General features: G+C 57.5%; 9 protein-coding genes. 4 read left to right on the top strand and 5 right to left on the bottom strand.

The annotated features are described in order from the left end of the window. The first annotated feature begins 13 nt into the window (after positions 1-13). Positions 14-1,360 (top strand): acetyl-CoA carboxylase biotin carboxylase subunit, encoded by a 1,347-nt coding sequence (accC, locus tag SH421x_RS10010; RefSeq protein ID WP_488855351.1) that lies wholly within the window; start codon positions 14-16, stop codon positions 1,358-1,360. A gap of 285 nt (positions 1,361-1,645) precedes the next feature. Continuing rightward, complete coding sequence (locus SH421x_RS10005; protein ID WP_488855349.1) at positions 1,646-2,941, top strand: 6-phosphofructokinase; 1,296 nt, start codon at positions 1,646-1,648, stop codon at positions 2,939-2,941. 85 nt (positions 2,942-3,026) lie between these two features. Here the strand turns inward: SH421x_RS10005 and SH421x_RS10000 are convergent, their stop codons facing one another. The 5 genes from SH421x_RS10000 to rlmKL all read right to left on the bottom strand — a co-directional run bounded on the left by SH421x_RS10000 (position 3,027) and on the right by rlmKL (position 11,232). Beyond that, positions 3,027-5,015, bottom strand: coding sequence for a methyl-accepting chemotaxis protein (locus tag SH421x_RS10000; RefSeq protein WP_488855347.1), 1,989 nt, complete (start codon positions 5,013-5,015; stop codon positions 3,027-3,029). A 409-nt stretch (positions 5,016-5,424) separates the two neighbouring features. After that, on the bottom strand, positions 5,425-6,018 hold the full coding sequence (gene hisB, locus SH421x_RS09995; protein ID WP_488855346.1) for an imidazoleglycerol-phosphate dehydratase HisB: 594 nt from the start codon (positions 6,016-6,018) through the stop codon (positions 5,425-5,427). 1 nt (position 6,019) lies between these two features. Further along, a complete protein-coding gene (gene hisC / locus SH421x_RS09990; protein ID WP_488855345.1) occupies positions 6,020-7,081 on the bottom strand; it encodes a histidinol-phosphate transaminase in 1,062 nt (353 codons plus the stop codon). Positions 7,082-7,104: 23 nt separating this feature from the next. Further along, entirely contained in the window at positions 7,105-8,466 is a 1,362-nt protein-coding gene (hisD, locus tag SH421x_RS09985) for a histidinol dehydrogenase (protein ID WP_488855344.1), read from the bottom strand. Positions 8,467-8,820: 354 nt separating this feature from the next. Beyond that, on the bottom strand, positions 8,821-11,232 hold the full coding sequence (gene rlmKL / locus SH421x_RS09980; RefSeq protein WP_488855343.1) for a bifunctional 23S rRNA (guanine(2069)-N(7))-methyltransferase RlmK/23S rRNA (guanine(2445)-N(2))-methyltransferase RlmL: 2,412 nt from the start codon (positions 11,230-11,232) through the stop codon (positions 8,821-8,823). 182 nt (positions 11,233-11,414) lie between these two features. Between rlmKL and SH421x_RS09975 the strand changes: the two genes are divergently transcribed. After that, positions 11,415-12,443, top strand: coding sequence for a threonine aldolase family protein (locus tag SH421x_RS09975; RefSeq protein WP_488855341.1), 1,029 nt, complete (start codon positions 11,415-11,417; stop codon positions 12,441-12,443). 220 nt (positions 12,444-12,663) lie between these two features. Continuing rightward, a complete protein-coding gene (locus SH421x_RS09970) occupies positions 12,664-15,642 on the top strand; it encodes a serine/threonine protein kinase (RefSeq protein WP_488855340.1) in 2,979 nt (992 codons plus the stop codon). Positions 15,643-15,755 lie beyond the last annotated feature (113 nt).

Raw genomic sequence — 15,755 nt, 5'->3', positions numbered from 1 at the left:
CCGGACCAACTCAATGTACAACCGCATTCTAATTGCGAATCGCGGCGAGATCGCCCTGCGAATCATCCGCGCTTGCAAAGAACTTGGCGTCGAAACGGTCGCTATTTTTAGCGAAGCCGATCGCGGCGCTTCCTATCTAGAACTCGCCGACGAAGCGTATTGCGTTGGCCCCGCCAAAAGCGCTCAAAGCTATTTGAAGATTGATCGCGTTATCAGCGCCGCCGAAGTCGGCAATGTTGAAGCGATCCATCCCGGCTATGGCTTTTTGGCCGAAAACGCCCAGTTCAACGAGATCTGCCGCAGCTGCAACATCGACTTTATTGGTCCCTCGCCAGAAGCGATGCTCCGTCTGGGCGACAAAAACGAAGCTCGCAAGATGGCCCGCGCAGCCAACGTGCCGGTCGTGCCAGGCTCTGACGGACTGATCGAAGATCCCGAAGAGGCGTTAAAGACGGCGCACGAGATCGGCTTTCCAGTCTTGATCAAAGCAACCGCCGGCGGCGGCGGCAAAGGCATGCGCGTCGCGGCCAACGATCTGGTGCTGAAGACAGCGCTGCAGCAGGCCCAGAACGAAGCCCAAGCGGCGTTCGGTAACGGCAGCGTCTATCTTGAGAAGTATGTTGAACACCCGCGGCACGTCGAAGTTCAGGTCATCGCCGATCATCACGGCAACGTGGTTCACTTGTTTGAGCGCGAGTGCTCGACCCAGCGTCGCCATCAAAAGTTGATCGAAGAGAGCCCGGCGCCGAATTTGTCGCCGACCACGCGCGACGCAATCTGCGCCGCGGCCGTTCGCATGATCCAAGGCGCCGACTACACCAACGCCGGTACGGTCGAGTTTATCGTCGACAAGGACGAGAACTTCTACTTCATCGAAGTCAACGCGCGCATCCAGGTTGAGCACCCCGTCACCGAAATGGTCACTGGGATCGATCTGATTCAAACGCAAATTCGCGTCGCTGCCGGCGAGCGATTGCCGTTTACGCAAGACGACATTCAGGTCACCGGCGCTGCGATCGAATGTCGCATCAATGCTGAGGATCCCGATCGCAACTTCATGCCGTGCCCCGGCAAGATCGAGCGTTTTATCGCTCCCGGCGGGCCCGGAGTGCGATTTGATTCGCACGTTTTCAGCGGCTACACGGTGCCGCCGCACTACGACTCGATGATCGGCAAGCTGATCGTCCATCGGAAAACGCGCGAAGACGCAATCCGCTGCATGCAGCGAGCGCTGGACGAAATCCGGGTCGATGGGATTCGCACAACGGCGTCGTTCCATAAAAAGCTGTTAAGCCATTCGGCGTTTGCCGAAGGGAAAATCGACACGACATTTGTCGAACGAACCTTTTTGCAGTCGTAGCGTCAAACGGCGCAAGTCAGTACGTCGAAAAAATATTACGTTTGCGTAGATCAGCAACGTGCGATGCAGCGCCTCACATGCTCTGTTGCGGCGTTCGGTTTACCATACCGCCGACAATGCGTCCGTAGATTGGCATTGTCGGCCCTCTGGCCAAAGTGAGTAAACTTGTGGCTCACGCGGTGCTCAATACAATCAGATCTTTACTCGCTATGCCGATTATCCGGCAGTAGTTTCCCAAAAGCGCCGATACGCATCCGCGTTATCCGGTCTGTCAGGAGTCACCCCATGTCGAACACGTTGGCCCGCCCTCCGAAAAAGCAACATAATTTCCGCCGAGTGGCGATCCTGTTCGCCGGTGGTCCGGCGCCTGCCGCAAATGCGGTGATTTCGACAGCGGCGGTTTCGTTTCTGCGGAACGATGTCGAAGTGCTGGGAATCAAGCATGGCTACTCAAACCTGATGCAGTTTGGTCCCGATCGCCCGATGGAACTGGGCCGCGACTATATCATGCTGGATCATCAGGCCCTCGCGCGTTCGCGTGCTCAGCAGGGCATCATGATCGGCACCGCTCGGGCGAATCCCGGCAAGCAAGTGTCGCATCCTGACCACCTGAAAGATAAAGAGCGTTCGGCGCCGCTGCAAACCACCTACGACGCACTCTGCTCGCTGGGCGTCGATGCGTTGATCTCGATCGGCGGCGACGACACGCTGAAGACGGCCAACAAATTCAAGCTGTTCCAAGAGACCCTGCCGGAAGGCAGCCACAAGATCCCGGTCGTTCATCTGCCCAAGACGATCGACAACGACTACATGGGGATCGACTTCACCTTTGGTTACTTCACCGCGGTCGACTTTCTGGCCAATGAAGTTCGCAACTTGCTGTACGATGCGGAAGCGGGCCAAGCTTACTTCCTAGTGGAGTGCATGGGACGCAGCGCTGGTTGGCTGCCGTACGGCACCGCAATCGCCGGCGAAGCAAGCCTGGTGGTGAGCGTCGAAGACATCACAGGCGATTACGTCGCCAAAGAGGAAGAAGTCAACGGCCGCACCAAAAAGGTGATGAACGTCGAGAAGGTGGTCGACCGCATCGTCAAAACGATGCTCGCCCGCGAAGCCGAAGGTAAAAAATTCGGCGTGATCATCCTGGCCGAAGGCCTAGCGGAAATGCTGCCGCCGGAATACCTGGAAGGAATCAAACGGGACGACCACGGACATATCTCGATCACCGAAGTGAGCTTGGGCCGCCAGTTTGCTAAATGGATCTCGAAGCGTTACGAAGAACAAACCGGCCGCGGCCGCAAAGTCACCGGTCTGCAATTGGGCTATGAAGCTCGCTGCTCAAAGCCGCACGCGTTTGACGTGATGCTCGGCAGCCAACTCGGCGTCGGCGCCTATCGCGCCCTGGTCGAAGAAGGCTTGAACGGCGTGATGGTCTCGGTCTCGGGCCAGCTGAACCTGCACTACGTCGCGTTCGAGAACCTGGTCGATCCAGAAACCTTGGTCACGGTCGTTCGCTACATCAACCCGATGAGCGACTTCCATCGCCTGGCTAGGTTCCTAGAAACGTACATCAACGACTAACCCGTGGTTGATATCTCTAAATACAAAAAGAGCTGGCGGTTCAGATGAACCGCCAGCTCTTTTTTTTTTCTAACCTACTGACCGCTTACACCTGAAACTGACCGACCAGCGATTGCAGTTTCTTCGAGATGTCAGCCAATTGATCGCTGGAGACTTTCGTCCGTCCGGCGTCATCCGAAACCTTGCGAGCCCCTTCGTCAACCGAGATCACATTACGTGAAATCTCTTCGCCGGCGGCGGCCGATTCGGTCACGGCTTGCGACACCTGTCGTGCCGCCGTGCTCGACTGCGAAACATTGTTGGCGATCTCGTGTGTGGCGGTCGATTGCTGCTCGACTGCGGCGGCGATCCCGCGCGAGATCTGACTCAGGTTGCTGACCACTTTGCGAATCGAATCAATGGATTCAATTGATTCGTACGAAGCGGACTGCATTCCGTCCACTCGCTTCCGAATATCTTCGGTCGCATTGGCGGTCTGGCGGGCAAGTTGTTTGACCTCTTCGGCGACCACGGCGAATCCCTTACCAGCGTCTCCGGCTCGGGCAGCTTCGATCGTCGCATTCAAGGCCAGCAAATTGGTTTGTTCGGCGATATCCTGGATTAGCTCCACGACCTTGCCGATCTCGCTGGCCGCATCGCCCAACTGCCCCAATCGCACGCGGCTCCCTTCGGCCAAATGATTGGCTTCATCGGCGACTTGGTTGGCCTGTTCGGTGTTGCGGGCAATCTCGTTAATGCTGATTGACATCTCTTCGACCGCACTAGCGACCGAATCCATGTTGGAGGACATCTGCGTAGCCGAAGCGGAAATGGTCCGCATGTTGGCCGACATCTCTTCCGAAGCGGCGGCGGCCGAAGTCGACTGCGACTTGGTATCGGTCGAAACCAAAGCCATGCTGTCGGCAGTTTGATTCATGTCGCCGGCCGAACGAGCGATGTCATCCGCATTGGCCGACAGTGCAATCATCGCCGTCTGCAATTGCTGGACAACCGTGTTGAGAGAATTCGACATCGCTCCAATTTCATCCTGGCTTTCCACTGTCAAACGTTGACGCAGATCCCCTGCGGCGACACTATTAAGAATAGTCATCACTTTGCGGATCGGCTTGATAATCGCACGGCTTAACAGGACGGCGATTGCGATCCCAAGCACTAGACCAAAAACGCTCACCACGGCGACGGTAAGCTGTGTCGCTTGATTCGAGGCTTTGACTTGCGGACCTAACTGGTCTTGATCCGCGCTCAGCGACCCAATCAATTCCTCGCCAACCTTGCCAATCGCAGGACCAATCACGTCAATTTGCGTCAACGTGAGTGATTTTTCCGTATCGACCGACTTCTTGATCGCAGTAAACGCGTCGGCATAGGCTTTGACCGAGGTTTGAGCTTGTAGGTACGCTTCGCGAAGTTCTGGCTTGGTGACCAATGAGTCCAACCGAGCCATTTGTTCGTTCAGTTCTGTGAGAGCCTTCGAGACACGAGCGCCATCTTCTGGACTGGTGGGGTCAAAAAAATCGTACAAGCCTATTTGGGCATCCATCATTTTGTTGAGTGACACACTGGCGCGAACAGCCACGGCAGTGTCGTCATCCGCCTCCGCAGAGCGGACGATCGTTTCCAGGTTTTTTGTAACCTTGGGGCCCTCAACATCCAGCACGTCATTTTTCAATACAATCCGCTGCTTGCGACTCTTCACGATTTCAGCAAACGCTCCGGCGAAGCTGCTAGAAGAGGCTTGAATTTGGTCGATCAGTTCTCGCCGTTTGGGATCGACAAACTGCGATTTCGCATTCTCTATCGCGGCGGTCACCTTGCCATAATGATCGTCAAATGTCGTTAGAGATTTATCGTCGGCATAGATCGCAAAATTTCGGACCGCCAGACGGGATTGCAACATCGCCATCCGCATCTCGGAACCCAAATTCGAGTCCCGGGCCAACTGGCGATAGCGATTAAATCCATCAGCCGAACTGTTAATCCCTCGCCAAGCAACGCCAGCGACGATCAGCATCAGAAAGAGCACTACCGAAAAACCCAGGATCGTCTTTTTTGTCAGACTCAAGCGATTCAACATCTGCCCACCCCTCGTTACTTACAATTTTGTAATCTGGTTCATTTTGAGTCGCGTCCGCCCACAAATTTGCACCTGCAAAATTGGGGGGCGACTTGCCCAACATTAGGCCGTAAATAGCGGCAAAGCGGGAAAGATCTTTTGCTTCCGAATGACTTGCGCAAGTCCGCACAACTGCGCAAAACAGGCATTAACCTTGGGACTCCCTCAACGATTCCTAAAGAGGGAGTTTCGCTCTCTAAGCAGAATGGCGACGAAAGCGGACCGCGGAGATAGGGTTTTTCCCTCTACGGTCAAAACCATGGCTGGGGAGAAAAAGCCAAGCGCATCCGACAGGACCGGGCACTATCTGCGGCCCTAATCCCAATCTCTTCGTAGAAACGTATTATTCCCAGCGAGAACGGTGCGGGGGCTACTCCGACAGCGTTCCCTTGGTGCTGGGGACGCCCGGCATGCGGGGATCGTGCTCGACCGCCATACGCAGCGCTCTCGCAGCCGATTTGAAGATTGCTTCGGCGACGTGGTGGCTGTTGCGACTGTAGAAGACATTGACGTGCAGATTGCACAGCGCGTTGGCGGCGGTCGATTGCCAAAAGTCTTCGACCAGTTCGCTATCGAACTCGCCGATTTTTGGGGAATGAAACTCAGCGTTGAAGACCAGAAAATAGCGGCCTGACAGATCGATTGCGGTGGTGCAGAGGGTTTCTTCCATCGGCAGCGTGAAGTGGCCGTAGCGGCGGATTCCCTTCTTGTCCCCAATCGCCTGACGAATCGCTTGCCCCAAGCAGATGCCGACATCCTCGACCGTGTGATGCTGGTCGACATGCAGGTCCCCTTTGGCTTTGACCTTCAGATCAAAGCAGCCATGTCGCGTGAACAGTTCTAGCATGTGATCGAAAAAACCGACTCCGGTGGCGATCTCGCTTTTGCCTTCGCCGTCGAGGTTCAGTTCTAAATCGATTTGCGTTTCAGCCGTTTGCCGGCTGATTTTCGCGGTGCGCGACATATTAAGCAATTCCTTGAGCCAAAGCGGTTTCGATCAACATCAGACAAGCGTCAATCTGATCTTCACCCCCCACCGAGATCCGGATCCCCGGTTGGTAATCTTGATAGTGCATGTATCGGACCAGCACTCGATTCTGTTTGAGAAACTCGTACAGCGCCTTCAGATTCTTCCCGGGATAGGTTCCCCAGACAAAATTTGCCTGCGAGTCAGGTACGGTGAATCCGATTTCTCGCATTTTATCGATCATCCGCTGACGCGTTTTGATCACCTTGGCCCGATTGGTCTGCAACCACTGCTGATCATCAATCGCCGCCGTCGCGCCGGCGATCGACAGCGCATCGCAGTTATAAGAGTCTTTGACCTTCAACAGCTGCGCGATTATCTGCGGCTGCGCGACGATATAACCAAACCGCAGTCCGGCCAGCGCGTACGACTTGCTGAGCGTTCGCGAGACCATGACCTTGTCGTTTTGCTTCACCAGATCAATGCAGTTTTCTTCGGCAAAGTCGACATACGCTTCGTCGACCAACAAAGGGCAGGGGAGTGCGTCAGCCGCCGCTGCGATTTGCGACTTCGGCACGACGGTGCCGGAGGGGCTATTCGGATTCGGCAAAAAAGCGAGCCGCAATTGATTGCTGACCGCCGAGAACTCTGCAGGCAATGACCAGTCCTCTTTAAATGCGATCTCCTCGCTGTCCGAACCTTGAATCTCGGCCAATGTTTTGTACAGGACATAGCTGGGGGTCGGCAGCCGCAACCACTGACCGGTTCCGACAAAGGCTCGCGTGACAATCGTCAAAATGTCATCGCTGCCGTTGCCGCACAAAATCCAATCTGGCTCGACTCCCAGCACTTCGGCGGCCCGCATGCGGAACGAAGTCGCCATCGGATCGGGATAGCGTTCGAGCCCCTGATCCAAGCGTTCTTTGATCGCTCGATTGACGGCCGGCGACGGCGGATAGGGGTTCTCGTTGGTGTTCAGCTTGATGAACTTGCCGGCCTGCGGCTGTTCGCCGGGAACATAGCCGGCCATCGCGTCGATCTCTGGTCGCACGAAAGACATAGCGAAAGCTCGAGTTGAGGAAATTAGGAAACGCGAATATCAACGCTGCGGCGATGGGCGGTCAGCCCTTCCTTGTCGGCCATCCGTTGCACATGCGGCGCGATGGCTCGGATGCCTGCTTCGCTGTAATGAATCACGCTGCTAGAGCGGAGAAAGTCATTCGCCGACAGACCACTCGCCCAGCGGGCTGTGCCGCCGGTTGGCAATACGTGCGAAGGTCCAGCGGCATAGTCGCCCAATGCAACCGGAGCGTAATTGCCCAAGAAGGTGGCGCCGGCATTGGGAATGCTGTCCAACAACGACTCGGCGTTCTCGGTCGCAATGTGCAGATGCTCCGGCGCGATCTCGTTGGTCAATCGGCAAGCTTGCTCGGCGTTTTCGGCCAAGATCAAACAGCCAAACGCTTCGAGACTTTGCACCGTCAGATCGCACCGTTCGAGCAGCGCGACCTGGCGATTCAGCTCGGCGTAGGTCGCTTCCAACGTCTCGGGGCTCCATGTGATCAAGATGCTGGCGCCAGGCGCGTGTTCGGCCTGGGCTAACAAATCGGCGGCAGTGTAATCGGCACGCGTCGTCTCGTCGGCAATGACCACCACTTCGCTGGGACCGGCAATCGAATCGATATCGACCTCGCCGTATACATGCTTTTTGGCAAGCGCGACAAACAAGTTGCCGGGGCCCACGATCTTGTCGACCTGCGGAATTCCTTCGACACCATACGCCAGCGCAGCGACGGCTTGAGCGCCCCCCATCCGATAAACTTCGGTCACGCCCAACTCATGGCAAGTCGCCAATAGATCAACGTTGTACGAACCAAACGGAGTCGGCGGTGCGACCACGACCAGCTCTTTGACGCCTGCGGCCAAGGCCGGCACGGCGGTCATCAAGACGGTCGACGGATAGGCGGCGGCGCCGCCGGGGACGCACAACCCAACTCGCTGTAGCGGCAGATAACGTTGCCGCAAAAAGACGCCGTCAGCGCGATCGACTTGCACATCTTGGTGCAAGATCGCCGTCTGAAACTGCCAAATGTTGTCGCGAATCTTACGGATCGTCTCCAAAAACTCTGGCGCCGCTGCAGCATGCGCCGCTTCCAGTTCGGCCTGCGGCACGCGAATCGTCTCAGACGTTAGCTGTTTGCCGTCCAGCTTTTCGCCATAACGCAGCACCGCGGCCAGTCCTTCGGTCTGGACCTCGTGGCAAATCCGCTCGACCACTTGCTGCGGCGAGAGCGCCTCGCCAAACGTTTCGATCGTGCGGCGTCGGCCCGCTTCGCTGACCACATTGCCGCGGGGGCTCAGCTTTTCGCGCAGCGCGGCAAGTTCGGCGACAACGTCATCGCGGCGAGCGTCAATGCGAGCTATTTTCAAAGCGATTTCGGCCATCGGGCTTTCAGGCGGCAGTTAGGTGGGGTGGTCGGTCCACAGGACAGGCAAGAGTCCCATTTTGTTCACTTGGGGACGATCACGAAAGACCAGTCCCCGCCTCCGCTTATTGAGGTTGCGCTATTTCGCGATTCATGAAGAATGGAACACGGGTGCCACGGAAGGGAACGGATTACACGGTAAGAAGGCAGAGCTGGAAACGAAAAGGATGCCGATGCGGCGAACTTTCGAGGTGATTTTAAATTGGAAGCGTAGCCCCTTGGAGCTGTTTTCTTCCCGCGTAATGCCGTGATTTATCCGTGTCCTCCGCGTTCTACTTCTTACGGTCCTGCAAATAACGCAACATCAAAACCTCTACTCGGAGCTGACGATCATCCGCCAGCAGCGATGGATTCGTTTGTTGCGGAAATCTTCGGGCACGGTCTTCTTCGAGATTTCTCGGATCGAGACCCCCTCAAAGAGCGAGTCGTCGAATTTAAACCGGCGAAAATTGGTCGAAAAATAGATCACGCCCCCCGGCGACATCCGCGAAATCAGCAGTTCGAGCGCCTCGACATAATCCAGCTGCACATCCCAAACCGTTTCGGTTCGCTTGCTATTGGAGAAGGTCGGAACGTCGATCACCGCCAGGTCGTACACCTGTTCAACCGGAGCACGCAGCCACTCCATCACATCCCCCTGAAGCAGGCGATGCTCGCTGCCTCGATACCCATTCCGCCGCAAGTTGCGATCAGCCCATGCGACATAGGTGGGCGAAAGGTCGACCGACGTCGTGCTGGCGGCGCCCCCCGACGCGGCGTAAACCGAGAACGCGCCGGTGTAACAGAAGAGATTGAGAAAGTGCTTCCCTTTCGCTTCGTCACGAACCATACCGCGGGCAATGCGATGGTCGAGGAAGAGCCCGGTGTCAACATAGTCAGACATGTTGACCTCAAACTGCAACCCGCCTTCTTCGGCATTGATCGTCAGCCGGCGGTCGTCTTGCCGTTGATGTTGTTGATCGCCGCGTTGCACAACGCGCGTCTTGCCGTAAACATTTTCGCGCGGCAGTTCTAACGAGTCAGCGGCGACGTCGCACATGTGATCTAACCACTCGGCATGTTGAGCCGGCGTCCGATCGTGCGGACGTTCGTACTCGCCGATATGCAGATAGTCGTGATAGCGATCAACGACCAGCGGGATTTCGGGAATGTCACGCTCATACAAGCGATAACAATGGATTCCCCGCTTCGGCCAGCGACGCAAGTGTCGCTGCAGCTTGACCAAACGATTGCGAAACAACTCAGCCTGCTCCGCCCCCTTGGCCGAGATGCCGCCAAAGGCCGGCTTGAAAACCGGTTCTACCGGAGTCTTCCGCGCTGTGCCTTCGCTGGGGGTGACTTCGCTGTCTGTGACTTCGCGGGGCAGCTTCTCAATCTCCGGCGCTTCCTTGGGCGGCGATTCAATCTCTGCTCTTGCAGGCGATGGTGATTCGCCAATCGGCAATCCCTTTGCCGGGGGCTCGCGATGCGGCGACGGCTTTACGACGGTCTGTGGGGTTTCCAGTGCGACATCGTCTTCGTCACTCCAAGCATCGGCCAGCGCAGGAACCGCTTTGGTCGGCGCGGCGGCAGCTTCCCCCGCTTCTTGCAATTTCGGCGGTCGCGGTCCATAGAACTGATACAGTTGGCATTCGATTCGGCCGTTGTAAATCTTGCGGCGCCGATCGGCGCGTTGGCCAATCAGATTCTCGAACTGTGACTCAGCGGTCAACACATAGTGGGACCAAGTCGGCAAACGTCGCAGCACATGCGGAAACGATCGGTAGAGCTCCGTCAATTCGCGGCGATCGCCAATTCGTTCACCGTACGGCGGGTTGGTGACGATACAGCCGTACTCGTCATCGCTGCGCAGATCGGCGAAATCGCGCTGCTCGAAACGAACATCATGCGCCACGCCGGCCGCGTTGGCATGCTGACGCGCGAGCCGCAACACATCGGCGTCAGCGTCAAAGCCCAGCAGCGGTTGCTCTAGTTTCTTCAACTTCGCTTTGCGTGCATCCGAGCGCAGATCCGAGATCAGCTCGGGCGGCGTGATCGGCCAGCTTTCAAAATCAAACTCGCGCGTTAAACCCGGCGCCACGTTCCGAGCTACCAGCGCCGCTTCGATCGGGATCGTGCCGCTGCCGCAAAAGGGATCGATCAACGGGCACCCCGGCTTCCAATAGCTGAGATCAATCATCGCGGCGGCCAGCGTTTCTTTCAGCGGCGCCGGACCAACCAACGTGCGATAGCCTCGCTTGTGCAAGCTAGAGCCGGTGGTATCGATCGTCAGGATCGCTTCGTCTTCTAGCATCGCCACTTCGACCGTGATGCGGGGGCCGGTCTCGGGCAATTCGGTGACGTTGTGTTCGGCCAATAGACGCTCGACGATCGCCTTTTTGACGATCTTCTGGCAAGCCGGAACGCTCGAGAGTTGCGACTTCAGCGAACGGCCATTGACCGGAAAGCAGCCGTCGGCCGGGATAAATTTTTCCCAGGGCAGGGCCCGCACACCGTCAAACAGCAGCCCAAAGTCATCGGCATGAAACGAACCGAGTCGGATCAGCACGCGGTCGGCGGTGCGCAGCCAGAGGTTGGTTTTGGCCACGTCGGCCATGGTTCCGCGAAAGAGGATCTTGCCAGAGCCGATGATTTTGGGCTCGTAGCCCAGTTGCTCGATCTGGCGCGCGGCGACCTTCTCGATGCCGAACGCGGCGGCGGCCAATAAGTCGTAAGCGTCGTCCAACGAACTCTCTCTGCGGTTAACGAAGGTCTGGGGGGAAACCGTTCATCCTACCCGATAGGGCCTGTTTGGCGAATGACTTGGGGGCTTCTTAGCTCGCGGCGGGTTGGCTCTTAGGGCAGAAAGCGGATAATTGAGGCACGCCGCTTCTTTTTTCGATAATTCCCCACTTGTTAGGAACCGCGATGATCGATCTCCGCAGCGATACCGTCACCCAACCCACCGCCGCGATGCGGCAAGCAATGGCCAACGCCGAAGTGGGGGATGCGGTAATTGACGTCGATCCGACCGTCGATCGGCTCGAGCGAATGACCGCCGAATTGCTGGGCAAAGAAGCGGCGGTCTACATGCCCTCGGGCAGCATGACCAATCAGATTGCGATCCGGATCCACTGCAAGCCGGGGGACGAGTTCCTCTGCGAAGTGGGCTGTCATGTTTACAACTACGAGCAAGCTGCGTTCGCCCAGTTAAGCGGCATCGCCACGCGCACCATCGAAGGAGAATATGGAGTCTTAAAGCCAGAACAATTCCATGAAGGACTTGTTCGCCCCCTCAATGATCACATGGTCCGCACGCGGCTGGTCTGTCTTGAAAACACGCACAACCGTGGCGCCGGCAAGGTGCAGCCGTACGAGTATGTCGAGCAGATTTGCCGTTGGGCCCATGCCGCAGGGCTGCAAACGCATTTGGATGGGGCGCGGCTGTTTAATGCCGTCGCGGCGACCGGCATTGCGTTGGCCGATTGGGCCCAGCACTTTGACACGGTCAGCGTCTGCTACAGCAAAGGGCTCGGCGCTCCGGTTGGTTCGTGCTTGGCGGGCCCCGCCGAGATGATGCGCGAGGCGCGGCGGCATCGCAAGCTATTTGGCGGCGGCATGCGTCAAGCCGGCATCATCGCGGCCGGCGCTTTGTATGGTCTACAGCACCATCGCGAGCGTTTGACCGAAGACCATGAACACGCCCAGATCCTGGCCAGCGCCATCCAGCAGACCGCGGGGCTGACGCTGACGCCTGAGACGGTCGATACCAATATTGTCATCTTCCGCGTCGATCCGCGGCTTGGCACGGCGGCCCAGTTTGTGGCTCAGTTGAGAGAAGCTGGCGTCGCGATGATGGCGATCAGCGCCCAAGCGGTGCGAGCCGTAACGCACTTGGACGCTTCTCGAGAGCAAATCACCGCAGCGGCGGCAGTCTTAAAGAAATTGGGAAGTTAACCCACCAGGCTCCCCCCGAAATAGCCGGAGGGGTGAATAATTGCTACAATCGTAGGCATACTGAGTGCTGTGGGAGTGATGCACGCAGTTAAGACCGATTTTTGCATTCTCTTTGCCGAGAAGCGACATAAGAATGTAAGCTAAAGAGTCCCACAGACTTAACTGCTGCTGACTCCCTAGTTCTGTCCCTCGACTTCTTTCCCGCAAGACTTCCTAGCGCATGGCCGTCGCCAATACTCATGACTTCTGGAAATTGTTGCTAAAAAGCAACCTGCTTCCCAAAGAGCGCTGTCAACAGCTTCACGAAAGCTACAAGCAGCACGCAGGCAGCGATAGCGATCCCAAGCAGCTCGCCAAATGGCTAATCGGCGAGTCGGCGATCACCTCCTACCAGGCGCGCGTGCTGTTGGGAGGCAAAAAAGGGCCGTTCCAGCTGGGCGCCTACAAGCTACTGGATCGGATCGAAGCAGGTCTGCTCGCTGGCGCTTACCGAGCCGAGCATCTCGCCACAGGTCAGCCAGTCTTGCTGCACAAAATCTCAAGTTCCACGATCGAGAACCCGCAGGCCTGGGCGATCGTCCAGCAACAAATTCGCAGTCGCTGCGCGGCGCCTCATCCCCATCTGTGGCGCTGCTTTGAACAGATCGAAGTCAACGGCAATCACTTTTTGGTGACCGAAGAACCAACCGGTAATCCGTTGCAAGAAAGTCGCCCTGGACCGGGTCAACCGGTTCCGCCGGCCGACTGCACGCGTCTGGTTCGCCAAGCGACCCAAGCGATTGAGCGGCTGCACAGTGCAGGAATGATTCAGGGTAATCTGACCTCGGACGTGTTGTGGTTAGAAGCCAACGGCAATTTGAAGGTGATGCATAACCCGCTGCATTTGCCCACGGCGGCCGATTGGAGCAAGAATGACGAAGCGACGCTTCGCCGCGCCGATTTTGCGGCCCCAGAGCTGTCGACGCCCGGCACGACGCCAACCCGACCCAGCGACATCTATGCGCTCGGCTGCATCCTGTTTGATTTGCTGACCGGCAATCCTCCCTTCGCTGGCGGCGACCTCACCCAAAAATTCAATCGGCATGCCGCCGAACCGATCGCCCAAGCGCCGTCGATTCCGCCGCAAGTCTTTCAATCGATCGCCTATATGATGGCGAAGAACCCGGCGGTTCGGTATCAATCGGCCGGCGATGTGGTCAATGCGCTGACGCCGCTGGTCGATCCTAATCAGCTCCATCCACCGGTGGCGCCAGCGCCGCCGGCGCTGGCCGCTTATCTGCAAACGCTGCCGCAACTGCCGCCGCAGCCGAGCGCAACTCCGCCGCCAGGAATGCCGCAACATTTTTCACCTCCGGCCGCCGCTCCTTTTCCTGGCGCTCCGGGCATGCCGTTTCCCGGTGCTCCCGGCATGCCCATGCCCGGCGGGCCTCCGCCGATGCCCGGCTATGGCGCACCTCCGACTGCGGCGCCGGTGGGCGCACCGGTCGCCACCGCCGTTGCCGGCGGCATTCAGGGAGAGAGCCGAGCCACCGGCTTGGCCGAACGGGTTCGCAAACGGAAACAGGCGAAACGTATTACGCAGCTGGTTCTGCTCGGATTTTTGGCGGTCGGCATGTTGGTCGCCGGATTTTATGTGCTGAACAACATGCCGGACGAAAACGACCAGCTCGCCAATAACGATCCTCAACCGGTAGCTGTCGATCCGCAAAATCCTGCCCCCGGCCCCGGAGACGACACCAACCCGATGCCGCAGCCGCCGGCCGGCGATAGTCCGGTGCAATTGATCGCCGATGATCAGCAAACGCTGTGGGAGTCGCCAACCCAGGGAGCGGAGATCTCACTGGCAGGTTTGCCTGTCGGCGTGAAAAGTTTACTCGCATTACGTGTCGCTGAACTGACCAGCAGCAGCGCCGGCCAACAAGCGCTCGAGGCGCTCGGACCTAACTTTGGCGCGATCTGGAAATCGTGGGAAACGACCAGTGGATTTGGCTGGCACGAAGTCGACACGGCGACGATCGCCTATGGTCCGACAACGCCGGTCGGTCAACCCACCATGGTGGTGCGTCTGAAAGGCCCGACTAACTTGATGTCCAAGTGGGACGGAGCAGAGACCATCGGTCAGGCTCCGAGCCAATACTTCAAGCGCGGCGCTTGGTCGTTTTATCCGCTGCCGACTGAAAGCGGCAGCGCCTTCGTCATGGGCGCCGATAGCGACATCGCCGCAATCGCCGCCACCGGTGGAGCAGCGCCGACCTTGCCGCTAGAGCTGGAACAACTGCGCCGCAGCTCAGATGATCAGCGCACGCTCAATTTGCTGTTTGACGCACGTTATTTGCAATCGCCGCAATCGCCGCTTAGTTCTGGCGATCTCGCCGGTTTCAAAGAACCGGTTGGCTGGTTCCTGGGTGACATGATCCAAGCAGGACTGGTCAGTTGTCAGCTCAATGACACGCAATGCTACACCGAAGGACGCTTTATCGGCTCACTAGCCGCCGAGCCGTTTGGCTTGGCCGAGTCGCTACGAGCTCGCATCTTGGGTGGATCCAAGTTGGTCGCCAATGCGATTACGCTGCTAGGCCCCACGCCGTACTGGCAATCGCTGGGAAGCAAATTTCCGACGATGCTAGAGTTTGCTCACAAATTTGCCCGCACCGGCGCCGACGGCAAACAGGCGATCATCAACATCGCGCTCCCCTCGTACGCCGCTCCCAACTTACTGGCGGCGGCCGAGTTAACCGTTTCGGCCTCGTCAAGCTCTGCGTCGGCGCCACCCACGGCGATGGCCGGCGGATCCAGCGGTGAGCCGCAAACGATCGAAGCGAAGCTAAAAAAGAAGATCAGCCTGGCGTTTCCTCAGAACTCGCTTGATTTTGCGATGCGTGATTTTGGGGACGAAGCAGGTATTACCGTCAAATTAGTCGGCGGTGACTTACAATTGGATGGAATCACCCAAAACCAGCAGATTCGGCAGTTCGACATGTCCGATCAACCTGCCGAAGAGGTGTTGATCGCACTGCTGATGAAGGCCAATCCCATCACCACAGTCAAGTCTCCCAACGAAGTCGACCAAAAACTTGTCTATGTAATTGGACCCGATCCAGAGAATCCGGACGGGGACAAGGTTATATTGATTACTACCAGAGCGGTATCGGCCAAAAAGGGTTACACCTTGCCGGCGCCGTTTCAACTGAAAAAATAAGACTGCCGGACGTTGACCCAAAGTTAAAACGACGTGGAACCTTTCTCGATCCAATGCACGACCTGCCGAGCGCCTCTCCGGGTGAAACATGCGGAGTTGATCGGACAGATTCT

Source organism: Blastopirellula sp. SH421 (assembly GCF_057808535.1).
Note: the sequence above shows the minus strand (reverse complement) of the source record. Positions and strands in the feature narration are given on the sequence as shown.